General features: G+C 52.9%; 30 protein-coding genes, 1 other RNA gene and 1 other annotated feature. Of the genes, 13 read left to right on the top strand and 18 right to left on the bottom strand.

Annotated elements, in window-relative coordinates; all coding sequences use genetic code 11:
- Positions 1-166 precede the first annotated feature (166 nt).
- On the top strand, positions 167-1,849 hold the full coding sequence (ybaL, locus tag WCC56_RS08650) for a YbaL family putative K(+) efflux transporter (protein ID WP_424691982.1): 1,683 nt from the start codon (positions 167-169) through the stop codon (positions 1,847-1,849).
- Between the two features lie 43 nt (positions 1,850-1,892).
- On the opposite strand, the gene WCC56_RS08645 is transcribed toward ybaL, so the two are convergent.
- The 7 genes from WCC56_RS08645 to WCC56_RS08615 all read right to left on the bottom strand — a co-directional run bounded on the left by WCC56_RS08645 (position 1,893) and on the right by WCC56_RS08615 (position 7,959).
- On the bottom strand, positions 1,893-3,197 hold the full coding sequence (locus tag WCC56_RS08645; protein ID WP_424691981.1) for an inosine/guanosine kinase: 1,305 nt from the start codon (positions 3,195-3,197) through the stop codon (positions 1,893-1,895).
- Between the two features lie 4 nt (positions 3,198-3,201).
- Positions 3,202-4,161, bottom strand: a complete 960-nt coding sequence (gene hemH / locus WCC56_RS08640) for a ferrochelatase (RefSeq protein WP_424691980.1) — start codon at positions 4,159-4,161, stop codon at positions 3,202-3,204.
- 116 nt (positions 4,162-4,277) lie between these two features.
- Positions 4,278-4,922, bottom strand: a complete 645-nt coding sequence (gene adk, locus WCC56_RS08635) for an adenylate kinase (protein WP_424691979.1) — start codon at positions 4,920-4,922, stop codon at positions 4,278-4,280.
- A 93-nt stretch (positions 4,923-5,015) separates the two neighbouring features.
- Complete coding sequence (locus WCC56_RS08630; RefSeq protein ID WP_424691978.1) at positions 5,016-5,918, bottom strand: DMT family transporter; 903 nt, start codon at positions 5,916-5,918, stop codon at positions 5,016-5,018.
- Between the two features lies 1 nt (position 5,919).
- Positions 5,920-6,795, bottom strand: coding sequence for a DUF6024 family protein (locus tag WCC56_RS08625; RefSeq protein ID WP_424691977.1), 876 nt, complete (start codon positions 6,793-6,795; stop codon positions 5,920-5,922).
- On the bottom strand, positions 6,795-7,193 hold the full coding sequence (locus WCC56_RS08620) for an NUDIX hydrolase (RefSeq protein WP_424691976.1): 399 nt from the start codon (positions 7,191-7,193) through the stop codon (positions 6,795-6,797). The genes WCC56_RS08625 and WCC56_RS08620 overlap by 1 nt, the downstream gene beginning before the upstream one ends.
- A 55-nt stretch (positions 7,194-7,248) precedes the next feature.
- On the bottom strand, positions 7,249-7,959 hold the full coding sequence (locus tag WCC56_RS08615; RefSeq protein ID WP_424691975.1) for a hypothetical protein: 711 nt from the start codon (positions 7,957-7,959) through the stop codon (positions 7,249-7,251).
- A gap of 203 nt (positions 7,960-8,162) precedes the next feature.
- Between WCC56_RS08615 and WCC56_RS08610 the strand changes: the two genes are divergently transcribed.
- Positions 8,163-9,038, top strand: coding sequence for a LysR substrate-binding domain-containing protein (locus WCC56_RS08610; protein WP_424691974.1), 876 nt, complete (start codon positions 8,163-8,165; stop codon positions 9,036-9,038).
- A gap of 53 nt (positions 9,039-9,091) precedes the next feature.
- Here WCC56_RS08610 and htpG read toward each other — a convergent pair whose 3' ends face one another.
- From htpG to WCC56_RS08580, 6 genes are all read right to left on the bottom strand, one after another.
- Positions 9,092-10,966 (bottom strand): molecular chaperone HtpG, encoded by a 1,875-nt coding sequence (gene htpG, locus WCC56_RS08605; protein WP_424691973.1) that lies wholly within the window; start codon positions 10,964-10,966, stop codon positions 9,092-9,094.
- A gap of 97 nt (positions 10,967-11,063) precedes the next feature.
- Complete coding sequence (gene recR / locus WCC56_RS08600) at positions 11,064-11,669, bottom strand: recombination mediator RecR (RefSeq protein ID WP_424691972.1); 606 nt, start codon at positions 11,667-11,669, stop codon at positions 11,064-11,066.
- Positions 11,669-11,998, bottom strand: a complete 330-nt coding sequence (locus WCC56_RS08595; protein WP_424691971.1) for a YbaB/EbfC family nucleoid-associated protein — start codon at positions 11,996-11,998, stop codon at positions 11,669-11,671. Before WCC56_RS08595 ends, recR begins: the two co-directional genes overlap by 1 nt.
- Positions 11,999-12,051: 53 nt before the next feature.
- The gene (gene dnaX / locus WCC56_RS08590; protein WP_424691991.1) at positions 12,052-13,986 is read right to left on the bottom strand and encodes a DNA polymerase III subunit gamma/tau; all 1,935 of its coding nucleotides are present in this window, start codon (positions 13,984-13,986) and stop codon (positions 12,052-12,054) included.
- Positions 12,649-12,710, bottom strand: a sequence feature (DnaX frameshifting element). Its footprint overlaps the gene before it by 62 nt.
- 81 nt (positions 13,987-14,067) lie before the next feature.
- Positions 14,068-14,619: an adenine phosphoribosyltransferase gene (gene apt / locus WCC56_RS08585; protein ID WP_424691970.1), complete on the bottom strand. Its 552-nt coding sequence runs from the start codon at positions 14,617-14,619 to the stop codon at positions 14,068-14,070.
- A gap of 155 nt (positions 14,620-14,774) precedes the next feature.
- A complete protein-coding gene (locus tag WCC56_RS08580) occupies positions 14,775-15,152 on the bottom strand; it encodes a DUF454 family protein (protein ID WP_424691969.1) in 378 nt (125 codons plus the stop codon).
- 66 nt (positions 15,153-15,218) lie between these two features.
- Here WCC56_RS08580 and priC point away from each other — a divergent pair, with 66 nt between their 5' ends.
- From priC to rsmS, 3 genes are read left to right on the top strand one after another with little or no spacing between them, the layout of a single operon-like run.
- Positions 15,219-15,749 (top strand): primosomal replication protein PriC, encoded by a 531-nt coding sequence (priC, locus tag WCC56_RS08575; protein ID WP_424691968.1) that lies wholly within the window; start codon positions 15,219-15,221, stop codon positions 15,747-15,749.
- A 36-nt stretch (positions 15,750-15,785) separates the two neighbouring features.
- Positions 15,786-16,031: a GlsB/YeaQ/YmgE family stress response membrane protein gene (locus WCC56_RS08570; RefSeq protein ID WP_424691967.1), complete on the top strand. Its 246-nt coding sequence runs from the start codon at positions 15,786-15,788 to the stop codon at positions 16,029-16,031.
- Positions 16,032-16,061: 30 nt separating this feature from the next.
- Positions 16,062-16,217 carry a pleiotropic regulatory protein RsmS gene (rsmS, locus tag WCC56_RS08565; RefSeq protein WP_424691966.1) on the top strand — a complete coding sequence of 52 codons (156 nt, stop codon included), beginning with the start codon at positions 16,062-16,064 and terminating at the stop codon, positions 16,215-16,217.
- A gap of 6 nt (positions 16,218-16,223) precedes the next feature.
- Here rsmS and acrR read toward each other — a convergent pair whose 3' ends face one another.
- Entirely contained in the window at positions 16,224-16,865 is a 642-nt protein-coding gene (acrR, locus tag WCC56_RS08560) for a multidrug efflux transporter transcriptional repressor AcrR (protein WP_424691965.1), read from the bottom strand.
- 140 nt (positions 16,866-17,005) lie between these two features.
- Between acrR and WCC56_RS08555 the strand changes: the two genes are divergently transcribed.
- The 4 genes from WCC56_RS08555 (at position 17,006) to ykgO (ending at position 21,925) form a co-directional block, all read left to right on the top strand.
- Complete coding sequence (locus WCC56_RS08555) at positions 17,006-18,190, top strand: efflux RND transporter periplasmic adaptor subunit (protein WP_424691964.1); 1,185 nt, start codon at positions 17,006-17,008, stop codon at positions 18,188-18,190.
- A gap of 17 nt (positions 18,191-18,207) precedes the next feature.
- Positions 18,208-21,360, top strand: coding sequence for an efflux RND transporter permease subunit (locus tag WCC56_RS08550; RefSeq protein ID WP_424691963.1), 3,153 nt, complete (start codon positions 18,208-18,210; stop codon positions 21,358-21,360).
- 151 nt (positions 21,361-21,511) lie between these two features.
- Positions 21,512-21,775: a type B 50S ribosomal protein L31 gene (locus WCC56_RS08545; RefSeq protein WP_424691962.1), complete on the top strand. Its 264-nt coding sequence runs from the start codon at positions 21,512-21,514 to the stop codon at positions 21,773-21,775.
- A 9-nt stretch (positions 21,776-21,784) separates the two neighbouring features.
- Positions 21,785-21,925, top strand: a complete 141-nt coding sequence (ykgO, locus tag WCC56_RS08540) for a type B 50S ribosomal protein L36 (RefSeq protein WP_013201062.1) — start codon at positions 21,785-21,787, stop codon at positions 21,923-21,925.
- A gap of 90 nt (positions 21,926-22,015) precedes the next feature.
- Here ykgO and WCC56_RS08535 read toward each other — a convergent pair whose 3' ends face one another.
- From WCC56_RS08535 to WCC56_RS08525, 3 genes are read right to left on the bottom strand one after another with little or no spacing between them, the layout of a single operon-like run.
- Positions 22,016-22,894 carry a metal ABC transporter substrate-binding protein gene (locus WCC56_RS08535; protein WP_424691961.1) on the bottom strand — a complete coding sequence of 293 codons (879 nt, stop codon included), beginning with the start codon at positions 22,892-22,894 and terminating at the stop codon, positions 22,016-22,018.
- A complete protein-coding gene (locus WCC56_RS08530; protein WP_424691990.1) occupies positions 22,891-23,757 on the bottom strand; it encodes a metal ABC transporter permease in 867 nt (288 codons plus the stop codon). Before WCC56_RS08530 ends, WCC56_RS08535 begins: the two co-directional genes overlap by 4 nt.
- A gap of 2 nt (positions 23,758-23,759) precedes the next feature.
- Complete coding sequence (locus WCC56_RS08525; protein ID WP_424691960.1) at positions 23,760-24,587, bottom strand: metal ABC transporter ATP-binding protein; 828 nt, start codon at positions 24,585-24,587, stop codon at positions 23,760-23,762.
- A gap of 274 nt (positions 24,588-24,861) precedes the next feature.
- Here WCC56_RS08525 and WCC56_RS08520 point away from each other — a divergent pair, with 274 nt between their 5' ends.
- The 3 genes from WCC56_RS08520 to WCC56_RS08510 all read left to right on the top strand — a co-directional run bounded on the left by WCC56_RS08520 (position 24,862) and on the right by WCC56_RS08510 (position 25,988).
- On the top strand, positions 24,862-25,215 hold the full coding sequence (locus WCC56_RS08520; RefSeq protein ID WP_424691959.1) for a hypothetical protein: 354 nt from the start codon (positions 24,862-24,864) through the stop codon (positions 25,213-25,215).
- Positions 25,216-25,359: 144 nt separating this feature from the next.
- Entirely contained in the window at positions 25,360-25,740 is a 381-nt protein-coding gene (gene tomB, locus WCC56_RS08515; RefSeq protein WP_424691958.1) for an Hha toxicity modulator TomB, read from the top strand.
- A 29-nt stretch (positions 25,741-25,769) separates the two neighbouring features.
- Positions 25,770-25,988 carry an HHA domain-containing protein gene (locus WCC56_RS08510; protein ID WP_013201057.1) on the top strand — a complete coding sequence of 73 codons (219 nt, stop codon included), beginning with the start codon at positions 25,770-25,772 and terminating at the stop codon, positions 25,986-25,988.
- A gap of 59 nt (positions 25,989-26,047) precedes the next feature.
- Here the strand turns inward: WCC56_RS08510 and ffs are convergent.
- Positions 26,048-26,144, bottom strand: an RNA gene (gene ffs / locus WCC56_RS08505) — signal recognition particle sRNA small type.
- A gap of 235 nt (positions 26,145-26,379) precedes the next feature.
- Between ffs and WCC56_RS08500 the strand changes: the two genes are divergently transcribed.
- Complete coding sequence (locus tag WCC56_RS08500; protein WP_424691957.1) at positions 26,380-26,691, top strand: MGMT family protein; 312 nt, start codon at positions 26,380-26,382, stop codon at positions 26,689-26,691.
- Positions 26,692-26,705 lie beyond the last annotated feature (14 nt).

The raw sequence follows: 26,705 nt of genomic DNA, 5'->3' as shown, positions 1-26,705 counted from the left end.
AATCAAGCCTCCTTCCCGATAAGTCACACAAATCACACTTCTGTGCCATACCGGCTAATTAATTGCAGTTTTTTGCCGTTTTAACGCTTTATATCAGGCAGCGTGATCGATTATGTTATAGGCTTAAAATTACAACCGGACACATTTTCACACAAAGGAGAGAGGCATGCACCACACCACACCGCTTATCACCACCATTGTGGGAGGGCTCGTACTCGCCTTCCTCTTTGGCATGCTGGCTAACCGCCTGCGCATCTCTCCTCTGGTCGGCTATCTGTTAGCAGGTGTGCTGGCTGGCCCTTTCACCCCGGGCTTTGTTGCCGATACCAACCTGGCACCAGAGCTGGCTGAACTGGGCGTTATCCTGCTGATGTTTGGGGTTGGCCTGCATTTCTCAATGAAGGATTTGATGGCGGTAAAGGCCATTGCCATTCCCGGCGCGATTGCACAGATTGCCGTAGCAACGCTGCTGGGAATGGGGCTTTCCTGGGCGATGGGCTGGCCGTGGTTGACCGGCCTGGTGTTCGGTCTTTGTCTTTCAACGGCCAGTACCGTGGTGCTGCTGCGCGCGTTGGAAGAACGCCAGTTAATTGACAGCCAGCGTGGGCAAATCGCCATTGGCTGGCTGATTGTAGAAGATTTAGTGATGGTGCTGGCGCTGGTGCTGCTACCCGCCATTGCCGGAATGTTTGAAGAAGGTAACGCCAGCATCAGCATGGTGTTGTTAGACCTGCTGATCACCATCGGTAAAGTGGTGGCCTTTATGGTGCTGATGATGGTGGTGGGCCGTCGTGTGGTGCCGTGGATCCTCGCCCGCAGCGCGGCAACAGGTTCCCGCGAGCTGTTTACCCTTGCGGTACTCGCTTTGGCGCTGGGGATTGCCTTAGGTGCCGTGGAATTCTTTGATGTCTCCTTTGCGTTGGGGGCCTTCTTCGCTGGCATGGTGCTGAATGAATCTGAGCTCAGCCACCGTGCAGCCCATGACACGCTGCCATTGCGTGATGCATTTGCCGTGCTGTTCTTTGTCTCCGTCGGGATGTTGTTTGACCCGATGATCCTGCTTAAAGAGCCGCTGGCGGTGCTTGGCGTGCTGGCAATTATTGTGCTGGGGAAATCCGTCGCGGCTTTGGTGCTGGTGAGGATGTTTGGCCATTCGCGCCGGACAGCCTTAACGATTTCCGTCAGCCTTGCCCAGATCGGTGAGTTCGCCTTTATCCTTGCCGGACTGGGGATCTCTCTTAACCTGCTGACTGAAGAGGGCCGGAATCTGGTGCTGGCAGGCGCAATCCTGTCAATCATGCTTAATCCAATCCTCTTTACCCTGTTGCAGGGATACCTCAATAAAGCCGAAACACTGGACGATCAGATCCTGGAAGAAGCCAGTGAGGAAGAGAAGCAGATCCCGGTCGATCTCTGTGACCACGCTATCGTGGTCGGTTTTGGCCGCGTGGGCAGCCTGCTGGGCAAAAAGTTGATTGAGGAAGGCGTGCCGATGGTGGTAGTTGAAAACAGTCGCCCAAGAGTTGAAGCGCTGAGAGCGCAAGGGATCAGCGCTGTGCTGGGCAATGCTGCGCGGACTGACACCATGGAACTGGCGCGACTGGACTGCGCACGCTGGCTGTTGCTGACCATTCCAAACGGTTATGAAGCGGGAGAGGTTGTGACGGCAGCACGCGAGAAGCGACCTAATATCGAGATCATTGCCCGCGCGCATTACGACGATGAGGTGAACTACATTCTCGAGCGTGGAGCCGATCAGGTGGTGATGGGAGAGCGGGAAATTGCCAACAGTATGCATACGTTGATGCACACGAATTTGAGCGAGTTACCAAGAGAATGCCCGGTCTGAAGTGCCTCCCCGCCGGGCTGATATTCGCTGGCGGGGAACACAGTTACCTTTCCCAGTAAGACTCTTCCAGGCTGTCTTCACGCTCTGGTAAACCGCGAGAAAGACGGGGGGAATGCTGATTAAGCACCTGATAACTGACGCGGTTGGCATATTTACACACCTGCGCCAGTGAAGAGTAAGTCAGGTAGCTTCGAGCATGTTTACTGGAGTTAGGAACATTGAGGCGGTGATAATTATTGGCGGTGATATCGTGTAGCATCGCCGCCAGCGCACCGTCCCCTGCTCCATTGGTGTTCATGATCTTCTCCGGCCCGCCCATATAAGGCGCAATGTGCGAGAAAATCTTTAACGGCTGCTCACAGTCCTGATGGCGCATTGCGCGGCTGAACTCGTACTGGTTAAACTCCGGGATCGTCCCCGGCAGTAAAGGATGCTGCGTAACACGTTTCCCCTCTTCTTCCGTGAACCCGGCCATAAACAAGCCGTTCGGGCCCGCCGTACACAGCACCAAATCAACCCAATCCAGCGCCATATTCGAGGCCATCAAGGGATCGTTCAACCCGGTCAGCGCTTCCGCTTCGTCTTCATTCATCGCCAGTATTGACACGTGTTCACGCAGGAATTGCTGCCAGAAAGCCGGATTGTCGCCAATCACATATTTCGTGCCAAGCGTCAGCACCACCGGAACGTTATGCTTTTTGGCAAAGCCAATCGCTTCCATGGTCGCTTCAGGCATCGGTTCACCGGGCGCACAGCGGACTAAATACGACGTTAAAACCAGCGCAGAAGCTCCGGCAATCACTTCTTCCGGGATGCTCTCTTTCTTCAGCTGATTCATCAGGCCAGGGCTGATGGCAAAGGTACGTTCGCCATTTTCCCCGATTAACGTAAAGCAGCGGCCAATTGCGCCCTCTACGCCCTGCAGATAGTTGAGATCGGTGCGGCTGGAGGTGTTGCAAAGATAGCGGTAGGCATAGCTGCCAATCTGCACATTGCTGCACATCACGCCCAGCAAAACTGAGCGATCGTCTGCCAGCACCGAATAGTTGTGTAATGTGTTGCCGATGGTGCCACCCGCAAACTGATGGGTGATCAGGTTTTCCCGGTTTAGCTCTTCATACAGCGCTTCCGCCACGTCATCGGCTATCACCAGCGAGTGCCCACTGCTCAGGCCATAACGCTTTACAAAGTCATCATCCACTTTGGCTTCAATATCGACCAGCGTCTGATCGATCCCGACGATCCAGCTGCCCGTGACCTCCTGCTCAGGTTGAGCCTGCTGCAACAAAGGATCGCGCGCGCTGACCGGGAAGTAGTGTTTAGATTTACGCTTACCGGGAAATTTCATTCGGCTATCTCCGCCCGTTGACCAGCTCAACCATCATATCGATGTGCAATTCATCATCGTTCAGGGCAGGAATATATTCAAATTTGCTGCCGCCAGCATGCATAAAGAACTCGCGGTTTTCCTCACTGATCTCTTCCAGCGTCTCCAGGCAGTCTGATGAGAAGCCCGGACTCATAATCTGCACATGTTTGATGCCTTTCGCCGGGAGTGACTTCATCGTCTCATCGGTGTACGGCATCAGCCAGGGCTCACGGCCAAAGCGGGACTGGAAAGTAAGCATCGCGTTCTGGCTGGTCAGGCCCAGAGAGGCCATCAGCGCATTGCCAGTGTCGTGGCAGCGTACAGGATAGTCATCGCCTTCATCGGCAAAGCGCTGAGGAATGCCATGGAAAGACATCACCAGCAGATCGGGTTTGCCATGGGTGGCGAAAGAGCGTTCAACCGAGGCTTTCAGCGCCGCAATGTAGGCCGGATGCTCGGCGTAGTCGCGGATAAACTCGACGGACGGCAGGCTGCGATAGCCAGCGAACACGCTGGTGATGCCATCCCAGACGGCAGCAACCGTTGAGCAGGAGAACTGCGGATAAAGAGGCAGCACGATCAGGCGATTCACCCCTTGCGCCATCAGACTGTCCAGCGCGGTTTTCAGGCTTGGGTTGCCGTAACTCATGCCCAGTTCCACTGGCATATCCAGACGGGCTGCCAGCGCATTACGCTGCCGCTTGCTGTAAACCATCAGCGGGGAACCTTCGTCCATCCATACCGAGGCATAAAGCTTAGAAACCCGCGGTGAGCGGAACGGCAGGATCACGCCGTTCAGGATCGGCCACCATAACCAACGCGGCGTATCAACCACTCGCGGGTCGCTGAGGAATTGTTTCAGGTAGCGTTTTACAGCAGGCGTGGTGGGCGCATCAGGTGTGCCTAAGTTCACCAACAGCACGCCGGGTTTATCTTGCCGCATTATTCTTCCTTATCTGGGCATCTTGGGTGATCAAAACGAGACTTATTCTAGCGGAAAATGGCGGGGGGAAAACCAATTGCTGTAGTAGGGGCCAGACAAGGTCTGGCCCCTGGACGTTAACCGAGGATTTTAGCCAGCTCAGCGCTGACTTCAGGCACTTTACGGGTGCCGTCGATTTTGTGATAAGCGGTGTTACCTTCTGCGGCTTCTTTGCTGTAGTAAGCAATCAGCGGTGCAGTCATCTGATGGTATTCCACCAGACGTTTACGCACGGTCTCTTCCTGATCGTCTTTACGTGTGGTCAGCTCTTCGCCGGTCACGTCATCTTTGCCTTCCACTTTAGGTGGATTGAAGTTGACGTGATACACGCGACCAGAAGGGGCATGGACGCGACGACCTACGATACGCTCAACAATCAGTTCGTCTGGTACAGCAAATTCCAGCACGTTATCGACTTTGATCCCCGCTTCCTTCATGGCATCAGCCTGAGGAATAGTCCGTGGGAAGCCGTCTAACAGGAAACCGTTACGGCAGTCTTCCTGAGCGATACGCTCTTTGACCAGCGCAATAACCAGATCGTCGGTGACCAGTTTGCCAGCATCCATGATTTCTTTGGCTTGTTTACCCAGTTCGCTGCCTGCTTTCACTGCTGCACGCAACATGTCGCCAGTGGAGATTTGCGGAATACCGTATTTCTCCATAATGAACTGAGCCTGAGTCCCCTTACCTGCACCCGGTGCACCGAGCAGAATAATACGCATTGCGTAAATCCCCTTGCGAATCGCTTAAATGATCTATTTATCCAAGCCTGGAACCATACCATTATGGCCCTTTATCCACAAGGAACGCAGCGTCTAACCTGCATCGGCATAACGGGCGTGCGCCACCTGACGACGGGCCCAGATAGTTTGGGAAATCACCGCAGTTACAATCACTGCGCCGCCAATAACCGCATGAATTGTCGGCATTTCACCCAGGAATAACGCCATCCACAACGGGGCCAGCGCGGTTTCCAGCAACAGGAAAAGACCGGCATTAGCGGGGGAAACGTAACGGGTTGATAACGTGATCAAACCCATAGCCAACGGCATGATCAGCGCCCCTTCGGCCAGCGACCAGCCATATTGCGCAAAAGTCAGCGTTTTCAGACTAGCACTCAGTTCCGGTCCCATCCAAAGTGCAATCAGAATTGACGCCAGTAATCCCCCTAATGATGGGAGTCCAACCGTGCCGCCTTTTACCCTTGAAGTGAAGATAAAGGCCAGCGCCATAGACACCGCCGTGGCAAGCGCATACACATTGGCGAGAGCATGATTGCCCGCTGCATGGCCAGACATCACGATGATCACCCCTACAATGCCCGCCAGCGCGGCGATCATCACGCTACGATCGCTTTTGATCTTAAAGAACAACCGGCAGATCAAAGCCGAGATAAACGGCGTTGAGGAGATAATCACCAGCACCGTCGCGACATTTCCCCGGTTCAACGCATTCACAAAGCAGGCTGAAGCGATGCAGAAAAACAGCGTTGATAACACATTATCTTTGGTTAACCAAGGCTGACCAAGAGTGCTGCGGCTTTTGCCCCACAACGCCCAAACCAGCAAACAGATCCCCCACATGAAAACGCCCCGAAGCGCGACAATCGTCCATGAGTCGGCAATGTTCATCATGCGGATAAAGACGGAATCGGTGCTGAGGATGATCCCCCCCAGAATGCCGATCATATTGCCGTTCAGCGGTTGAGTCTGTTTCATATTATGGCTGCTCCCAAAGATGAGTCAGATCCCGTTCAACCTGCCGGCTCATATCGACCGATTTTTTGCCATCTCCCCTTTCCCAGCAAGAGAGGCGCAGGGTTTGAGAATGGGCGAAGTAGCTCGCACCGGCGGCTTTGACCTGCTTTTGCAGCGCTTCGCTCAATGGCGGTACGTTGAAGCAGCTGAACGGCAGCCCCGGATGGCTAATTGAAGTGAAGTCCATCCCCGCAATATCCTTTAACGCGATCTTCATCACTTTTGCCACGTTATACGGCTGCCAGCTGGCACTGCGAATATTGCCGATCGCTTCTTCCAGCGGTTTAGCCGAAGCGGTGGACTCTTCAAACAGGCGCAATTCGCTGCGCATCAACGTACTGAAATGCTCCGGACGCAGAGCGATGATCGCCAGGCCGACCGTCAACGAAGCGTGTTTGTGCATCGGCGCAACAAAGATAGAGCTGTGCTCAATCAGCTCGCTGTGCAGGTTGGTAGCGAAACTGTGTGAGGCATCAACCACGCCCTTTCCTTTGCTGTCGCCCAGGCTGTTAACCACGCCAGTATAAGGATTGACGTGGGTAATGATTGGCACGTTGCCAGGCCCGGTAAACTGCGAGGCAGGATGATGGAACAGCTCGCTTACCGGCTGATAATGCGCGTGTTTAGCCAGGCAGAGCGTGGTCTCCTGCTTATGGAACAGGTGAGAAAGGATCACCAGTCCAACCCGTACTGACTGGACGAAGAAAATATCGTAATCCTGCAGTTTATACAGGCGGGAAAGCTCTTCCCTTAATTCATCTCTCTGCATACGTGCTCGCTTAAAAAATTGCTCGCCGTGAACCGTCTGTAACTGGGGAGATAAGGAGGATGCGTCCATTAGTTAATCAACTCTTGCTGATAAAGCAGTGGCATGACGTTATCGCGAAAGATCGAACCCACCGCGATTTCACAAGGCGGCCTGCGGTAATTGACCCAGGCAATTTCTTCAATTTCAGATCCAGCTCGAGGCTGACCGGCGATCTCTACGTGATAAACGTGGTTCTCAATGGCCGTTGCCTCAAACTCTGCCAGACCGTGAAACAGGCCAAAAGGCCGGAAAACTTTAACCTGTACACCCAGCTCTTCGTGCAGCTCTCGCTTCAGGCAGGCCAGATGGTCTTCCCCCGCCAGCGGTTTGCCGCCAGGAGAAATAAAAATGGAGGTACCGCGTTTGCGGGTCAGCAGCAATGACCGCTGCCAGATAATGATGGCCGCACATTTCACGATGATTTTCATATCAGGCTCCGAAAAAGGACGTAACCCGAAGGTTACGTCGCGTAAAGAAACCGTCTCAGGCTGCGGCACTGGTGGTTTTACCCGTCAAGTGAGTGGTCAGGGTTTCGCCCGACAGGAAACGCACAATGTTGAGGGCCAGCGGGGTTTTGTCTTTCAGATAAGCGAGGATCACTTCGTCACTCGGCGTGGAGAAGCTGTCAGCAAAGATACTGATGCCTTCCAGCGATTTGGTGGAAATCCCGAGCTGCAGCAGGCGATATTTCACATCGTCCGCTGACTGAGCGAATTCATAGATTGGCGACTGATAGTTGATATCAAATTGCGCCATCATCTCCATCAAAAACGACTTCGCTACCTGCCGCTGCTCCGGGAACTCCATCTGATAATGGGTGATGCCATCGTTAATTGTGTTGATATCGTTGCGGCGGCAAAAATCCACCAGATGCGCGTGGATAGCCAGTTTCTCCCCCAACAACACCAGATTTTTCCGGTACTTGAGAATGTCTTCTTCCAGATGCTCAATGGCGATCGAACGGAACGCGCCGCTGATATCCGCCACGGTGTGGTCAACGACCAACTCACCAAAGCGGTTTTTCAGTTCATCAACACGGTGAGATAAAATGCCACGATGCAGTGAACATCCACTGTTTCCTGACCAGAGATGCACAGGGATACCCTGTAACATCAGATAACACGCTGCCAGTGTGCTATCACGTCCACCGGTAAACATTACAAGCTGTGTTTTTACGGAATGCTGAGTAGTCATTTTCCTTTCCTTCACGTCGCTGTTGAATGTAATCGTGGGCTAATCCGGGAAGAGATGGCCGTCTCATAAGCAATAACTGAAAAATTACCGCTTCGCTTTCGGACAGACTTCCCTGTCTTCAGCATCAGAGTAGGTAAAACAGGCTGGACTTTAAAATGATATAAACAGACACTTGCTGTTAGTTTTTCTAACAGAGATCTCTCATGTCAGGACTTCCCTCACTGCGCGCCCTGCGCTATTTTCACCAGGCCGCACTGCATCAGAACTTCAGCCAGGCCGCCCAGTCGCTGAACGTGACGCACAGTGCAGTCAGTCACCAGATAAAACTGCTGGAGGAGTGGTTAGGGAAGCCGTTGTTTTTGCGGGCAAATGGACGGGTGCAGCTGACTTCTGACGGCGAGCGCCTGAAGGTGTGCTGTATGCAAACCTTTCGCGAGATTGAAACCACCTGCGAGAAAATCCGGGCAAGGAATTTAAATAGCCTGACCGTCTCCTGTGCGCCCAGTTTTCTTGCGCAGTGGCTGATCCCGAGGATCAGTCGCTTTACCGAGCGCCATAAAGATATTGCGCTGACTTTCCAGACGCATGTCGACATCGAGCGGGTACGCAACGAACAGTCCGACGTGCTGATCCTCAGCCATGAACAACCGGTTCAGGACGATATTGCCGCCACGCTGATCACCGTCGATTACATCGGCCCGGTGTGCGCGCCCTCTTTCAGCAACCGGTTCACTTACGAAACGGACTTTTCCACCCTGCCGCTGCTGCATGCGGATACCAAGCTGCACGCCTGGGCTGAATGGGCAAAGAAAACAGGTGCGAGGGGGGATTTCTGGGCTGGGAAACACTTCGACAATCTGACGCTGGCGATTCAGGCCGCGAGGAATGGTTTGGGAATTATTATGACGCCGCAGATCCTGGTGAAAAAAGAGATCCGTGAGGGATCGCTGATAGCTCCACTGGGCTTTGCCGAGGTGGACAGGGCAACCTGGATGATGGTGAAGGCGTCACGCAAGGAGGAGATGGAGATAGAACTGTTTCGCCGCTGGCTGCTGGAAGAAGCCGCTATGGCGGGATAAGCCTGTTCAGAGAATAAAAAAAGGGGCGAATTTCTTCGCCCCTTTTTGTTGCCTTACGCCAGCAGCAGCTGGTTCATGCGGCGGATAAACTGGTTAGGATCTTCCAACGTGCCGCGTTCGGCCAGCATCGCCTGATCCAGCAGCAGCTCGACCCACTCAGCAAAGTGCGTATCGTCCTGCGTGTCCGCAGTGCGTTTCACCAGCGCGTGGTCCGGGTTCAGTTCAAACAGGTATTTCACCTCCGGCACGTCCTGGCCCGCAGCGGCAAACAACTTCGCCATCTGAGTGCTCATGTCGTTGGCTTCGGTGGTCACGATGGCTGGCGTGTCGGTCAGACGGTGCGTCAGACGCACTTCCTTCACACGATCGCCCAGCAGGGTTTTCACGCGCTCAACAAACGGCTCAAGCGCCTTTTCGGCTTCTTTCTGCTCTTCGCTCTCTTCGTCAGCCAGCTTGCTCAGATCCTGATCGTCTTTGCTGACAGACTGGAACTGCTTGCCGTCGAACTCGGTCAGATAGCTCATCATCCACTCATCGATACGATCGGAGAGCAGCAGCACTTCGATGCCTTTTTTGCGGAACAGCTCCAGGTGCGGGCTGCTCTTCGCGGCGGCATAGCTGTCGGCAGTGATGTAGTAAATCTTGTCCTGACCTTCCACCATGCGGCTGACGTAGTCTTCCAGCGACACTTTCTGGGCGGAACCTTCGCTGCTGGTGCTGGCGAAGCGCAGCAGTTTAGCGATAGTTTCGGCGTTGCTGCTGTCTTCTGCCGGGCCTTCTTTCAACACCAGACCGAACTGCTGCCAGAACTGCAGATATTTCTCTTCGTCGTCCCTGGCCACTTTCTCCAGCATCTGCAGCGCACGCTTGCTCAGCGCATTGCGCAGGCTCTGGGTAATGCGGCTGTCCTGCAGGATTTCACGGGAGACGTTCAGCGGCAGATCGCTCGAATCTATCAGCCCGCGCACAAAGCGCAGGTAGTTCGGCATGAACTGCTCAGCGTCATCCATGATGAAAACGCGCTGCACGTACAGCTTCAGGCCATGCTTGTGGTCGCGATTCCACATATCAAACGGAGCCTGGGTCGGGATATACAGCAGGCTGGTGTATTCCTGCTTCCCTTCCACGCGGTTGTGGCTCCAGGTCAGCGGATCGGCGAAGTCATGGGAAACGTGTTTGTAGAACTCTTTGTACTCATCTTCGCTGATATCAGACTTGTTACGCGTCCACAGCGCCTGGGCTTTGTTGATCTTTTCCCAGCTGGTGGTGTCGTCTTCTTCGTTGTGGCTTTCAATTTCTACCGGCAACGCGATGTGATCGGAATATTTGCTGATGATGCTGCGCACACGCCAGGCATCGAGAAACTCATCTTCCCCTTCACGCAGGTGAAGGGTGATTTCGGTGCCGCGATCTTCTTTAGTGATGTCAGCAAGGGTGTATTCGCCTTCACCGGCAGATTCCCAGAACACACCCTCTTCAGCCGTTGCGCCAGCTGCACGAGTGCGGACGGTCACTTTGTCCGCCACGATAAAGGCAGAGTAGAAACCCACACCAAACTGACCGATCAGCTGGCTGTCTTTCGCCTGGTCGGAACCCAGCGATTCGAGGAAAGATTTTGTGCCTGATTTGGCAATGGTGCCCAGGTTATCAATGACTTCATCACGCGTCATACCGATGCCGTTATCGCTCAGCGTCAGCGTGCGGTTGTCCTTATCAACAGAAACCCTTACGCGTAAGTCGCCATCGCCCTGATAAAGATCGGGTGTGGAAAGCGCGCGGAAGCGCAGCTTGTCAGCAGCATCAGAAGCGTTGGAGATCAGCTCGCGCAGGAAGATTTCTTTATTTGAATAGAGGGAATGGATCATCAGGTGCAGAAGCTGTTTTACCTCTGACTGGAAGCCACGCGTCTCTTGTCCTTTCATGGTCATTGCTACCTCAACTAATATGATGGATATACGTTGAGAAGTAGAGTGGGGGCAAAAGAGAGGATTTCAAGCAGGCACGACGGATCGTGCCGTTGAATGGTCAGAATATAATCTTGTGGCGTCCGGCCAGAGAGTGCGACAGCGTGGTGCCATCGACCATTTCCAGCTCACCACCAACCGGCACACCGTGCGCGATGCGGCTGGCGTCAACGCCATACTGTCCGCACATTTCAGCAATGTAGTTGGCGGTTGCCTCCCCTTCCACCGTGGGATTGGTGGCGAGGATAACTTCCTGAAGAGATTCTTTTTCCAGCCGTTGCTCCAGCCGATCCAGACCAATGTCATTGGGACCAATGCCATCAAGCGGTGAAAGGTGGCCCATCAGCACAAAGTAGCGGCCGGCAAATTGCCCGGTCTGCTCAATGGCATGAATGTCGGCCGGGCTTTCCACGATACAAATCAGGCCATTTTGCTGGCGACGTGGATTAGCGCAGATGGTGCAGATTTCCTGCTCGGTAAAGGTCCGGCAGTCCGAACAATGACCGATTTCTGACATCGCACGCGTCAACGCCTGAGCCAGACGCATACCGCCGCTGCGATCGCGCTGCAACAGCTGAAAAGCCATACGTTGGGCCGATTTCGGCCCAACGCCTGGCAGGCAGCGCAGCGACTCCATCAAACTTTCAAGGAGCGGGCTGGTCTGCATCAGAACGGCATCTTGAAGCCAGGTGGCAGCTGCATACCGTTGGACACACCAGCCATCTTCTCTTTCTGCACTTCAGCAATGCGGCGAGCAGCATCGTTGAAGGCTGCAGCAACCAGATCTTCCAGCATGTCTTTGTCATCTTCGAACAGGCTAGGATCAACTTCAACACGACGGCAGTTGTGTGCACCGTTGATGGTGACTTTCACCAGGCCAGCGCCTGATTCACCGGTGACTTCCATTGCCGCGATCTCTTCCTGAACCTGGCCCATTTTGTCCTGCATTTGCTGGGCCTGTTTCATCAGGTTACCCAGTCCGCCTTTTCCAAACATAGTTTTTCTCTCTCAGATCGGGCCGCATACCGCCGAAGCGATGCTGCAGCGTTTCAAAGGGGGCGAATGCTCTCTTCATCCACGTCTGCATCGAAGAACCGACGCAGCGTCTGAATATGATTATCCGCAATAATCGACTGACGCGCCTGCGCCAGTTTCTCTTCGTAAATTGCCTGACGCCATTCCAGCGGCGTTAATACTGCTGGATTATCATCTTCTACCAGTGTCAGTTCAACCGGCTGACCGGTGACGGCACTCAATGCCTCAGCCAGGACTTTCTGCGCTGAAGGCGAATTCAGGTGACGCTGGCTGGAGCGAAGGTGCAGACAAATGCCGCTTTCCGTCTGCTCTTTCCACGCGTTAAGGGCCAGTTGCTGAACCAGCTTGGGTAACGTCAGCTGGGCAATTTCTGCCGCCCAGGCGTCCCTTAACAGCGATTCCGCCGCCAGCTTGGCCATCAGCTCTGGGGTTTTCTCATGCTCCAGCGCCGTGCGCAAGGCTTTTGGCGTGGCTACCGGCTCAGGAATGACATCCTCCTGAGTCTGCGCCTTCCAGCGATAAGCCTCTTGTTTTACCGGCACAGCAGGTTCAGCGGCAGTCTGCCGCTTCTGGCCGCGCTCGGTAACTGAAGCCAATCGCTCCAGCGCCGAACTTGCCGGCCGCGCACTTTGCGCCGCCGGCTCACCCTTTTTTGGTTTGGTCGCTCCCTGTTGACGCATTAACTGTGTTCGCGCCATCAGTAGCTGGTTAGTGGTTCCGGGCATATTCCCGGGCGCTTCCGCTTCCTGCACCGTATGAGCAGGTGTGGTAGCCGCCGGAGGAGTAGCCGCCGCCGCTTGCGGTGCTGCAGGTTGTGCCTGCGGCATCATTGAAGGACGAGCAACGGGCTCTGCTATCACCTGTTTAGGGTGAAAAGCCAGCGCACGCAGCAGCGTCATTTCCACGCCCATGCGGCGATCCGGAGCCAGCGGCAGCTCTTTGCGACCCACCAGCAAGGTTTGATAATAGAGTTGTACATCAACCGGAGGCAGCACGCGGGCCAGCTCACGCAGACGTTGTTCAACAGCGGCGTAATCGTCACCCAATGCAGAAGGAAGTAGCTGGATCATCGCCACGCGGTGCAGCAAGGTCAGCATTTCAACCAGCAGCGCTTCCCACTCCACGCCCCGTGAAGCCGCCTGGTTCAGCAGCGACATCACCTGCTCACCTTCCGCATTGACCAGCGCTTCGATCAACGCCAGCGGCTGCTCATCATCAAGCGTACCGAGCATGGCATTCACCGTCTCGGTGGTGACCTGCCCTTGCCCCATCGCAATAGCCTGATCGGCCAGGCTCAGCGCATCACGCATGCTGCCATCGGCCGCACGGGCCAGCAGTTGCAGCGAACGTGGCTCAGATTCAATTTTTTCTTCCTGCAGCACATGCTGAAGCTGCCCCCGGATCTGTTCAACATCCAGCGCTTTCAGATGGAATTGCAGACAGCGCGACAGGATCGTGACCGGCAGCTTTTGCGGATCGGTGGTCGCCAGCAGGAATTTAACGTGCTCAGGCGGCTCTTCCAGCGTCTTTAACAGCGCATTGAAGCTGTGACGGGAGAGCATGTGCACTTCATCAATAAGGTAAACTTTGAAGCGGCCACGCGCAGGGGCGTACTGAACGTTGTCCAGCAGATCTCGCGTGTCTTCTACTTTGGTGCGTGAGGCGGCATCGATCTCGATCAGATCGACAAAACGCCCCTGCTCGATTTCACGACAGTTATCACACTGACCGCACGGGGTAGCCGTAATGCCTGTTTCGCAATTCAGTCCTTTCGCCAACAGGCGGGCAATAGTGGTCTTTCCCACACCTCGGGTGCCGGAAAACAGATAAGCGTGATGGATGCGGCCGAGCGACAGGCCATTAGCCAGCGCTGTCAGGACATGCTCCTGACCGACGACATCAGTAAACGCTTGTGGACGCCACTTGCGGGCCAGTACCTGATAGCTCATTAATTCGCGGGATGTGTTGAGTGAACCGGAGGGTAATGCTAACACAGCCCCACCTTTACGGCGAGGCTGAAGGTTGCGGGATCAGTGCCCAGGGAAGTTGACGAGGCTGAAAGAGTCGATGCCCTGTGCCTTCAGACGGGCTTCACCGTTCAGGTCGAACAGATTGATAATGAAGGCCGCGTCTTTTACTTCACCACCGGCACGGCGGATCAGTTTCACAGTAGCTTCGATGGTGCCACCGGTGGCTAACAGATCGTCCACCATCAATACCGTATCGCCAGGGCCGATCGCGTCGCAATGCAGTTCCAGCCGATCGGTGCCGTATTCCAACTCATAGGTTTCAGCGAAGGTTTTACGTGGCAGTTTGCCCGGCTTACGCACAGGAACAAAGCCCACACCCAGGCCTAAAGCCACCGGTGCGCCGAATAAGAAGCCACGTGCTTCCGTACCGACCACTTTCGTGATCCCCATATCACGATAACGTTCCACTAACAGTTCAATGCTGAGTGCAAACGCTTTAGGGTCTTCCAGCAGGCTGGTCACGTCACGAAACAGAATGCCCGGCTTAGGGTAATCCGGGATGCTTTTGATACTGTTTTTAATGAATTCAAGCTGCTGAGCAGTCGCGGTCATAGTGTTATGCCTGGTAAATACAAATCTGACTCGCGCAGCTTCGTCAGCACTGACACTCTGTAGCAGGGCAAAATGAGAACGTCAGGGGGAAGCTACGCACGAAAACGACCAAATCTATGCAAACCGTCGGGCAATTGCAACCATACACCGTAAAATCACGGCTTTTCTTGCGGATCCTCTACCACGGGTAGCCTGAGCATAAAGAGGATCAGAATGCCGAGCAGACAGACTAACAATAGACGTACCCAAAGGATTTTGACCAGCCATAAAGAAACGGCAAAGGTGATCACCGTAAACGCCAGCATACGCCCTTTAGCTTTGGGCGGCAGCGCACGGTGCTTTAGCCAGTGGCGTAAATAGGGCCCAAACACCGAGCGATGCAAGAGCCAGTGATGAAAGCGAGGAGAAGAGCGGGCAAAGCACCAGGCCGCTAATAAAAGAAAAGGCGTGGTCGGCAGCAACGGTAAAATTACGCCAAGTGTCGCCAGGGCCATCGCTAACCAGCCAATAATCAGTAGAATGATACGCTTCATTGCTCTAAATCCCTCTCCCGCACGGGATGAGACTAGCATAATCAGGGCAATGCCTGGAGACCGAAGATGAAAAGTGCCCTTCTGCTGCAGCAGTTAGCAACCCGGCTGGAGCAACTGGCTGAAGCCGTTGAGCCTCACAGCAATAAACGGACCCCCAAAGCGCGTTTTGATGCTCAGCTGTTCCATTCTCACAGCACCCGACTGGGGGATTATCTGCTGGAGATCAGGGAAAGCCTGAACATGCTCAATCAGAGCGTTGCTGGCCAACGGACTGAACGTGTAGCCTGGCTGGCTGAGCGTGTAGTCCTGCAAATGAGCGCCCTGCAGCGCGAGCTGGCAACCCAAAAGTTGCGTAAAGGTGAAGCCGTTGCGGAACCGGTTAGCGAGAACCTTTACGAAAAGTTAGCTAAACATCAGGATTACGACCGACGCCTGCGGGAGATGATTGCGGATCGTGAGAGCCAGTTAGCGCGCTGCGAAACGCTGGTTCAGCAGCAAAATCTGCAGCGGGAAATTGCCGCATTGGAAGGACGCCTGCAACGGTGCCTGCAAGCCACCAGGCGCATTGAACGCGCCATTGAAAAACGCGAACACTAGCTATACTTGGATGAAAATTGACTCTGGGGATAAATAATGGGACTTCTCTCGTGGATTATCATCGGCTTGCTGATAGGCTTTTTAACCCGGCGTTTCTTTCCTGGGCGACCTGGCGGGCTGATCCCAACCCTGGTGTTGACGGTAGTCGGTGCGCTGATTGGCGGGTATATCGGGGTGTTCTTTAATTACGGTACGCTGTCTGAAATGGAGCCCAGAGCCCTGCTTATCGCCGTTGCTGGCGCGCTGTTGATGGTTTTGCTGGTAAAAAAACTGCGTATTTAACGGCGCATGGCGCTATCAGAGGAATTTACTATGTCACTGGAAAACGCGCCTGAAGAGGTTAAGCTGGCCGTGGATCTGATCATGCTGCTGGAAGAGAACAGTCTCTCTCCACAAACCGTGTTGGCCGCGCTGGCTATAGTGCAGAAAGATTTTGAAGCGAAAATCGCCAAAGAAAAACAGGGCTAAGTAACCTTAAACAGCCCCTGCCCTCAACGCCGGGCTGTGGTGCAGCATATCAATTAACACCTCGACTAACTCTGGCGCATCTGCTGCTAAATCAAAGCTTTCCGGCATGAAAAGCCAATTTTCCATAATCCCGGTGATGTAAGCTCGCATCACTACAGCGGCTCTTCGCGTGTCGATATTGCCTGGAAGTTGGCCGGCCTGAATGCATTCCCGGAGCACCTCTTCAATCTTCTCGTAACACTCAAGATACAGAGTTTGTTGCATCAGCTGTAAAGTGGCCATTTCACCTACAAACTCACACTTATGAAAAATTATTTCCAGAAGTGAACGTCTGCGCTGGTCCCTTGCAGTGGCTTCAAGGACATAGGTTATCATCGCACGCATAACAGAGAGTGGATCGGAAGGGTATTTTAATTGATACTCAAGCTCTAAGTCATCCAGTCCGGATTCGGACTGTGCCCAGATTTCATTTAGCAAGTCAGCTTTGTTTTTGAAATGCCAGTAAATTGCACCGCGCGTCACGCCTGCCGCAGTCGCGATATCAGCCAGTGACGTTTTAGATACGCCATGTTCGGAAAATCGGCCAATCGCCGCATCAATGATGTGATTTCGCGTTTCTAATGCCTGTTGTTTGGTTTTTCGTGCCATAGGGTGATTTTTACAAAAGGGTGGACTTACATACATTAGCGAATGTATGTAACATACCACGACCATAATTTAAACGCAGCAATGGGTTTATGGGTTTGTGATCCATTGAACAATCGATATCGGACACTCGAGGTTTATTTATGAACAAAAACAGAGGGTTAACGCCTCTGGCGGCCGTTCTGATGCTTTCAGGCAGCATTATGCTGACAGGATGTGATAATAAAGAAGCGCAGCAGGCCGGACAGCAACAGGCACCCGAAGTGGGTGTTGTAACGCTTAAAAACGCGCCATTGCAGATCACCACCGACCTTCCAGGTCGCACCTCTTCATTCCGTATTGCAGAAGTTCGCCCACAGGTTTCGGGCATTATTTTGAAACGTAATTTCGTGGAAGGGAGCGACATCAAGGCAGGGCAATCTCTTTACCAGATCGACCCCGCGACCTATCAGGCAGCGTATGACAGTGCCAAAGGTGATTTAGCGCAGGCAGTAGCCAACGCGCAGATCGCTGCTGTAACCGTCAAACGTTACCAGCCTCTGTTGGGGACTAAATACATTAGTCAGCAGGATTACGACACCGCGAAAGCGACCGCCAGTCAGACTGCAGCTGCTGTTCAGGCGGCTAAAGCCAACGTTGAAACGGCTCGTATTAACCTGGCCTACACCAAGGTGACCTCCCCTATCAGTGGTCGCATTGGCAAATCTTCCGTTACGGAAGGGGCTCTGGTTCAGAGCGCACAAACGACGGCACTGGCTACTGTGCAACAGCTTGATCCTATCTATGTAGACGTCACCCAGTCGAGCGAAGACTTTATGCGCCTGCGTGATGAACTGAACTCCGGCAAGCTGCAACAGGCTAACGGCAAGGCTCAGGTCAAACTTCTTCTGCAAAATGGTAGCGAATACGCTCAGGGCGGAACATTGGAATTCTCTGATGTCACCGTTGACGAGACGACAGGTTCTATCACGCTGCGTGCCGTGTTCCCTAATCCGGACCACTCGCTGCTGCCTGGAATGTTTGTCCGTGCCCGTCTGGAAGAGGGAACCAACCCAAGCGCTCTGTTAGTGCCACAGCAGGCGGTAACCCGCACGCCAACTGGTCAGGCAACCGCGATGGTGGTAGGGGCAGATAACAAAGTAGAAGTCCGCAGCCTGACAGCTGATCAGGCTATCGGCGATAAATGGCTGGTAACCAGTGGTCTGAAAGAAGGCGACAAAGTGATTACTGTAGGTATTCAGCGTGCCAAACCTGGTGTTCAGGTCACGCCACAGGAAGTCACTCCAGATGAAGCCAAACAGGCTGGTTCTGAACAACCTAAGTCTTAAACAGGAGCCGCTGATACATGGCTAAGTTCTTTATCGATCGCCCCATTTTTGCGTGGGTTATCGCCATCATCATCATGCTGATGGGCGTGCTGTCGATTCTAAAACTGCCGATTGAGCAATATCCTAATGTTGCTCCGCCGGCCGTTCAGATTCGCGCTGTTTACCCTGGTGCCGATGCGAAAACACTGCAGGACTCCGTCACGCAGGTTATTGAACAAAACATGAATGGTATCGATGGCCTGATGTACATGTCATCGAACAGTGATTCTTCCGGTACGTTGCAGTTGACGCTGACTTTCCAGTCAGGCACTGACCCGGATATCGCACAGGTTCAGGTGCAGAACAAACTGCAGCTGGCCACACCATTACTGCCACAAGAAGTGCAGCAGCAGGGGATTCAGGTTCAGAAATCCTCCAGCAGCTTCCTGATGGTGGCCGGTTTTGTCAGTAAAGATGGCAGCATGACGCAGAATGATATTTCTGACTATGTGGCCTCTAACATCAAGGATCCGATCAGTCGTACTCTTGGTGTCGGCGATACGCAGATCTTCGGTGCGCAGTATGCGATGCGTATCTGGATGGATCCTCACAAGCTGAATAACTATCAGTTGACCCCGGTAGATGTGATTAGCGCTATTGACTCACAGAACTCCCAGGTTGCAGCTGGTCAGTTAGGTGGCTCTCCGCCTATGCCTGGTCAACAGCTGAACGCCTCGATCATTGCTCAGACCCGTCTGACCTCGACCGATGAGTTTGGCAAGATCCTGCTGAAAGTGAATGCTGATGGTTCGCGTGTTCTGCTGAAAGACGTGGCGAAAATTGAACTCGGCGGTGAAAACTACGAGATCATTGCGCGCTACAACGGCAAACCGGCTTCCGGTATCGGTATTAAACTGGCTACGGGGGCTAACGCCCTGGATACCGCTGCGGCGGTAAAAGCAGAGCTGGCGAAACTGGAACCGTTCTTCCCTTCCGGGATGGAAACTGTCTATCCGTACGACACCACGCCGTTTGTTAAAATCTCGATCATTGAAGTGGTGAAAACCCTGATCGAGGCGATTGTGCTGGTGTTCATCGTGATGTATCTGTTCCTGCAGAACTTCCGTGCCACGCTGATCCCGACTATCGCGGTTCCTGTCGTGCTGTTGGGGACTTTCGCCATTATCAGTGCCTTCGGGTATTCGATAAACACCCTGACGATGTTTGGGATGGTGTTGGCGATAGGCCTGTTGGTGGATGATGCCATCGTCGTGGTCGAGAACGTCGAACGCGTGATGGTTGAAGAAGGCCTACCGCCGAAAGAAGCAACCAAGAAGTCGATGGAGCAGATTCAGGGCGCCCTGGTGGGTATTGCACTGGTTCTGTCTGCGGTATTTATCCCGATGGCCTTCTTTGGTGGCTCGACCGGGGTTATTTACCGTCAGTTCTCAATCACCATCGTTTCGGCAATGGTGCTGTCGGTCATTGTGGCTCTGGTCCTGACGCCAGCACTGTGCGCAACCATGCTGAAGCCGGTTAAAAAAGGCGATCATGGTAAAACCACCGGGTTCTTCGGCTGGTTTAACCGCATGTTCGAGAAGAGTACCGACCACTATACCAATAGCGTAGGTCACATCATCCGCAGCACGGGTCGCTACCTGGTGATTTACCTGGTGATCGTGGTGGGCATGGCGTACCTGTTCGTCAAGCTGCCAACCTCCTTCCTGCCGGAAGAAGATCAGGGTCTCCTGTTGGCACAGGCACAGTTACCAGCGGGTGCCACTCAGGAACGTACTGAGAAAGTGCTCGACCAGGTGACTGACTACTTCCTGACCAAAGAAAAAGACAACGTTAAATCCGTCTTTACCGTTAACGGCTTTGGTTTTGCAGGACGTGGACAGAACACCGGTATTGCCTTCGTCAGTATGAAACCGTGGGATGAGCGCTCAGGCGCGGAAAACAAGGTTGACGGGATTGCCGGACGTGCCATGAAGGCGTTTGGTTCAATCAAAGATGCCATGGTTATTCCGTTTAACCTGCCAGCGATTATCGAACTGGGTAATGCTACCGGCTTCGACTTTGAACTGATTGACCAGGGTAACCTTGGACATGAAGCGCTGACGCAAGCCCGTAACCAGCTGTTGGGCATGGTTGCCAAACATCCTGATGTTCTGGCTGGTGTGCGACCGAACGGTTTGGAAGATACACCGCAGTACAAGCTGATGATTGACCAGGAAAAAGCTGAAGCCCTTGGCGTCTCTATTTCCGACATCAACACCACGCTAGGCGCGGCCTGGGGCGGCTCTTACGTCAACGACTTCATCGACCGTGGTCGTGTGAAGAAGGTGTACGTGATGGGCGTAGCGGATTCCCGCATGTTGCCAGATGATATCAATAAATGGTTCGTCCGTAACAGCAGCGGAACCATGGTGCCGTTCTCTGCGTTCTCTACGGCTAAATGGCAGTACGGTTCGCCACGTCTGGAACGTTATAACGGTCTGCCATCGATGGAAATCCTTGGTCAGGCTGTACCAGGCAAGAGTTCGGGTGAAGCAATGGGCCTGATGGAACAGCTGGCTTCTCAGCTACCAACAGGAATTGGCTACGACTGGACGGGAATGTCTTATCAGGAACGTCTGTCTGGTAACCAGGCTCCGGCGCTGTACGCCATCTCGTTGATTGTGGTCTTCCTCTGTCTGGCCGCCTTGTACGAGAGCTGGTCAATACCGTTCTCGGTGATGCTTGTGGTCCCACTTGGGGTTATCGGCGCCCTGATCTTTACCACCCTTCGCGGCCTCAGCAATGACGTCTACTTTGTGGTGGGCCTGCTGACAACCATTGGCCTGTCGGCGAAGAATGCGATATTAATCGTAGAATTCGCCAAAGATCTGATGGAGAAAGAAGGGAAAGGTCTGGTTGAATCGACGCTTGAAGCCGTTCGTATGCGTCTGCGTCCAATCCTGATGACCTCGCTGGCCTTTATCCTTGGCGTATTGCCGCTGACTATCAGTACCGGTGCAGGTTCCGGTGCGCAGAATGCGGTGGGTACCGGGGTAATGGGCGGCATGGTGACCGCGACAATCCTGGCTATCTTCTTCGTGCCGGTGTTCTTTGTGGTGGTTCGCCGCCGCTTCGGCAAGAACAAAGAAGAGCTGGAACAGGGTCACCCTGTAGAGCACAACCAGCACTAATCAGCATCTGATTGCTGTACTGAGAGGCCGCTTATGCGGCCTCTTTTTTTTTGTCCCTCCCCCCCCCTGCCCACTTTTCCAGTTGCAATCCGTTCTCAGCACGCGCATAATTATTGTTATGTTATAACATTACTTATTTGAGTGAGGATTTATGAAACAGGGTATACATCCGGCTTACCGTACCGTGGCCTTCCACGATACCAGCGCAGACACGTACTTCGTCGTCGGCTCAACCATCAAAACCGATCGCACCATTGAACTGGAAGGCAACGTTCTGCCTTACGTGCCGCTGGACGTCTCTTCCGCCTCGCATGCTTATTACACCGGCAAGCAGAAAGATTTTGCTAAAGAAGGCAGCGCGCACCGTTTCAATCAACGCTTTGGTCGTTTCTTCACTTCACCTTCGGATAAATAAGGAGTCCGTATGCAGGTTTTAAGCTCTCTGGCTTCCGCCAAAAAACGCCACAAGGACTGCAAAGTGGTCCGTCGTCATGGTCGGGTCTATGTGATTTGCAAAAGCAACCCACGCTTTAAAGCGGTTCAGGGTGGGAAGAAGAAGCGCTGATTAATCAACGGTGAAAAAGCGGGCCTTTGGTAAAATGGCCCGCTTTTTTTATGCCCGAAATGGACGGCCAGCAAGCTGGCCGTGGCATCACTATTTCATGCTGGCTATCATTGCCTCGACGTTATGTTTGAAGGCAGCAACATAGGTATCCGCTGCGCCTCCTTTTTTAGTCAACGCTTCCGGGTAGAGTTCACCGCCTGACTTAGCCTCTGAAGCTGAAGCAATCTGTTTCACCAGACGGGGATCGGTCTGGTTTTCAATAAAGTAGCGGTGAATATGCTCGGTTTTTAGCTGGGTGATCAATTTTGCCACGTCAGAAGCACTGGCTTCGGACTCGGTAGAGAAGCCCACCGGCGACAGAAAACTGACGCCATAACGCTGGCCGAAATAGCCAAACGCATCATGGCTGGTCAAGACTTTACGTTTGGCCTGTGGGATAGCAGCAAAGCTTTCCGCTGCCCACCTGTCCAGCTTGTTTAACTGAGCAATATAGGCTGCACCGTGCTGGCGAAAGTACGCGGCGTCGTCTGGATCTGCGGCAATCAACGCATTCATCACGTTGTTGGCATAGACCACGCCATTCTTCATGCTGTTCCACGCATGCGGATCGGTGAGGGTTTTGCCCTCTTCTTCCATCGAACGGGTCTCAATTCCCTGTGAAGAAACGATCACTTTGCCTTTGTATTCAGACGCACTAATCAGGCGGTCCATCCACCCTTCCAGCCCCAGGCCGCTGACAAATACCACATCTGCTTTAGCCAGCGCCTGACTGTCTTGCGGAGTAGGTTCAAAGCTGTGCGGGTCTCCATCCGGGCCAACCAGACTTTTCACCTTAACGTGTTCACCGCCCACTTCTTTTACGATGTCTGCCAAAACAGAGAAGCTGGCCACGGTGTTCACCGTTTTTGCCATCGCCATTGGGGTAAGTAACACCCCAGCCAGTGCCAGCGCTACAGGTAACTTCTTCATACTTTCTCCTTACCAACAGAAAACGGACGCTGACGAAAAATTCCGCCGCACGGCCCCACTAAAATCGAGATAAAAAACAAAATAGCGGCACTCAGCACCACCGCCGGTCCGGCAGGCAGTGAGAGACAGAAGGAGGCAATCAGCCCGCTAAAGCTGGCAATAAGGGCGAGGAGCATTGCTGAAGCAATCATTCCCGGCAGACCTTTCCCCCAAAAACGGGCCGCAGCGGCGGGAAGCATCATCAGGCCTACGCACATCAGGGTGCCCAGAACCTGGAATCCAGCCACCAGATTGGTCACCACCAGGATCAGAAACAGACCATGAACCAGGGGAGCAACCCAGCGGTTCTGCGCACGTAAAAAGCCGGGATCAAAAGCATCGATAACAAGGGGGCGATAAATCAGGGCCAGCACCAGCAGAGAGACCGCTGAAATCACGCTAACTAACAGAATTGAGGGATTATCGACGGCCAGCAACGATCCGAATAACACATGCAACAGATCCACACTCGAGCCTCGCAAAGAGACCAGCGTTACCCCAAGCGCCAGCGAACCAAGGTAAAAACCGGCAAAACTGGCGTCCTCTTTCAGCGGCGTATAACGACTGACTGCACCAGAGAGCAGTGCAACAGAAAGACCGGCGATGATTCCGCCGGTTCCCATAGCGACAAGCGATAAACCAGAAATAAGGTAACCAATAGCCGCACCGGGAAGCACGGCGTGTGAAAGCGCGTCTCCTACCAGACTCATTCTGCGTAACAGCAGAAAGACGCCTAATGGCGTGGCGCTGAGGGAAAGCGCTATGCAGGCAACCAGCGCGCGGCGCATAAAGCCGAACTCGATAAAGGGATGTAATACCGTCAGCATCAGGATGCTCCCGGGTTACGGTTAAAATTAAGCTGAGTAACGGGGGAGCCAGAGCCAGACCATTCGGCATGCCTGCTCTTAAGACGAAGCGTTTGCGGGAAGTATTTTTCGACGGTCGCCATATCATGCAGCACGACAATGAGCGTGCAGCCAGCCTGATGCCGTTCCTGAAGCAACTTAAGCAACAGTTCGGTTGTCTCGCTGTCGACACCGGCAAAAGGTTCGTCCAGCATCAGCAAGTTGGCATCCTGAACTAACAGGCGGGCAAACAGAACGCGCTGTAATTGTCCGCCAGATAAGGTTTCTGGCTGGGCGGTAGTAAACTCCAGCATCCCCACCTTATCCAGCGCTGTCATAACTTGCTGCCGCAGGGTGCGATTGATCGCGCCAAACCAGCCACACTTTTGCCAGCAGCCCATCGCCACCAAATCAAAGACGTGGATCGGAAAGGTCTTCTCTATTTCTGATTGCTGTGGCATCCAGCCAAGGTTGGCGCGAGGAAGTGGCAAACTTAATGAACCGCTCACCGGTCTTAATAAACCGGCCAGCGTTTTAAGCAGCGTGGACTTACCGGAGCCATTAGCCCCAACCAGCGCAGTCATCGATCCACGAGTAAACTCCCCTTGCAGCGCTGGAGTTACCGCCCGGCCCCGATACCCTACGGTCAGTTGATTAAGGGTTATCATCCGGTAACGGCCCAGTAGGTTAGCGCTGCCAGTAGAAGTATTACTGCAGCAGATAACAGCAGGCGCACCAGCGCTGAATGGGTAAGTAAGGTGCCGTAGCGGAGAAAGACTAAAGGAGAGGACATCGGTTGCGACCATCATTATGTTATAACATAACAATATCATACAATCTCTTGCTCCGGGTGGAACGGACAAAGTGTATCTAATTATTACTTAATTAATGCCATTCATTACCCAGGGTTATATAAAATTTTTTCAACTTCTTTGCTTTTACTGTCGCGGGATAGGGTTTTATCAACTAAGATAATTAAGAGATAAATCATTAAGATAGTTAAGAGAACATTAAACGCCCTTGCTTATTTTGTTCGGCAGACCAATTATCTCTATAAGCGCTAATTAACACTGTGGGGGAAAAATGCGCAAAACCATTCCCTTTTCTTACTCAGGCAATGAAGACAATCTGTTAACGCTATCAGATAACCTTCAGCGGATTATTCCCAAAATAGAAGTAGAGTTAACGGGTTCGCTGTTATGGTATTCACAGAATGCGCAATATGTTCCCGCAAGTACTAAAATTATTTCTATAGAATATTCAGGTGAATCGCGTTATAAGATGACTTACAGCTTTCGCTGGAACGTATTCAACGCCTGTCTTGATATAGACGCAGACCAGACCACAACGGAAACGGTCAATTTTGAATGGCATCCCGGCCAACTCACGTTTGATTTTATAGACAACCAGCAGACCAGTACGGCAGATGAATTGTAATATTGCGTAATAGCATTACAAATACAGCTTTATTACGTTATATTTATTAATATATTTAGGGTAAAGTTAATTATCGCTCCTGGCACACCACTCGCTGAAAGCCCGCGCTAACGGCATCTTTCACTCGCTATGGAGGGGAAAAAGATGGACGAATACTCACCAAAAAGGCATGATATCGCCCAGCTGAAATTCTTGTGTGAAAATTTGTACGATGAAAGCCTCGCCACTTTAGGCGACAGCCATCACGGCTGGGTCAACGATCCGACTGCAGCGGTCAATTTACAGCTCAATGATTTGATTGAGCATATAGCTGCCTTCACCATGAATTACAAAATCAAACATATCGAAGACAGTGATCTGATTAGTCAGATCGATGAATATCTCGATGATACGTTTATGCTCTTTAGTAATTACGGCATTAATGTTCAGGATTTGCAGCGCTGGCAAAAATCAGCAAAACGCTTGTTTAACATTTTCGCAGAGGAATGCGCTCTCGTGCCCATACAGACGAGCCATTCATTTTAGCAACCCATTATTTTTTCAACGGTTTAACAATGACAGATAAACTTCTTACTAAAACTGATTATCTGATGCGTTTAAGACGGTGTCGGTCAATCGACACCCTCGAGCGCGTAATCGAAAAAAACAAATACGAATTATCTGATAATGAACTGGCTGTGTTTTATTCTGCGGCTGATCATCGTCTGGCGGAACTGACGATGAATAAACTCTACGATAAAATCCCGGTAGCTGTCTGGAAGTTTGTTCGATAAGTTTGTGTTTGAAAGGACGAATGGAGTGGCTGGCATACTAAAGCAGAATTGGGTGGGGGCCCTGCCAGCTACATCCCGGCACACGCGTCATCTGCTACGGCTGCTTCCTTCCGGATCTGACCGAGTTCACAAATTAGCATTGCGGGAGAACCAACAGGGCCCCCATTGAGTGCTCCATCAGATGGAGCGAGGGCATTATCAATGAACCCCCAGGCAATTGCAAGCCTGCGCCTGATGACCGTTGCTTTCTTGTTCAAGTCCGTTAAAAAATCCTATCTGATTGTTTTCAAAGCCTATCCGACCTCAGCCGTCGGTTATCTTATAACATCATGAAATCGCTTCAGATGTTCCACGCTTTCGATTACTGTTGAAGCCAACAGAGGGAGATCTGATGGAACACTTTGACAGCTTTCAACAACGTATTTACCAAATCCTCGCCGCCATTCCTTACGGTAAAGTCACCACCTATGGGGATATTGCCCGGCTGGCAGGCTCCCCAAGAGCCGCTCGTCAGGTTGGTGGTGTGCTGAAGCGACTCCCGACAGGCAGTAAGCTTCCCTGGCATCGGGTGATTAACCGGCTGGGCGAAATCTCGCTGGTGGGTGATGACCTTGATCGTCAACGTTGTGCGCTGCTGGAAGAAGGGATTGAAGTCAGTCCTGAAGGAAAAGTGCCGCTGAAGCTGTATCGCTGGGAAGGATAACCGCCCCGGGCAGG

It is taken from the genome of Erwinia sp., assembly GCF_049696395.1.
Classification (GTDB): domain Bacteria; phylum Pseudomonadota; class Gammaproteobacteria; order Enterobacterales; family Enterobacteriaceae; genus Erwinia.
The sequence above is the reverse complement of the archived record's forward strand: the minus strand, read 5'-3'. Positions and strand labels throughout refer to the sequence as shown.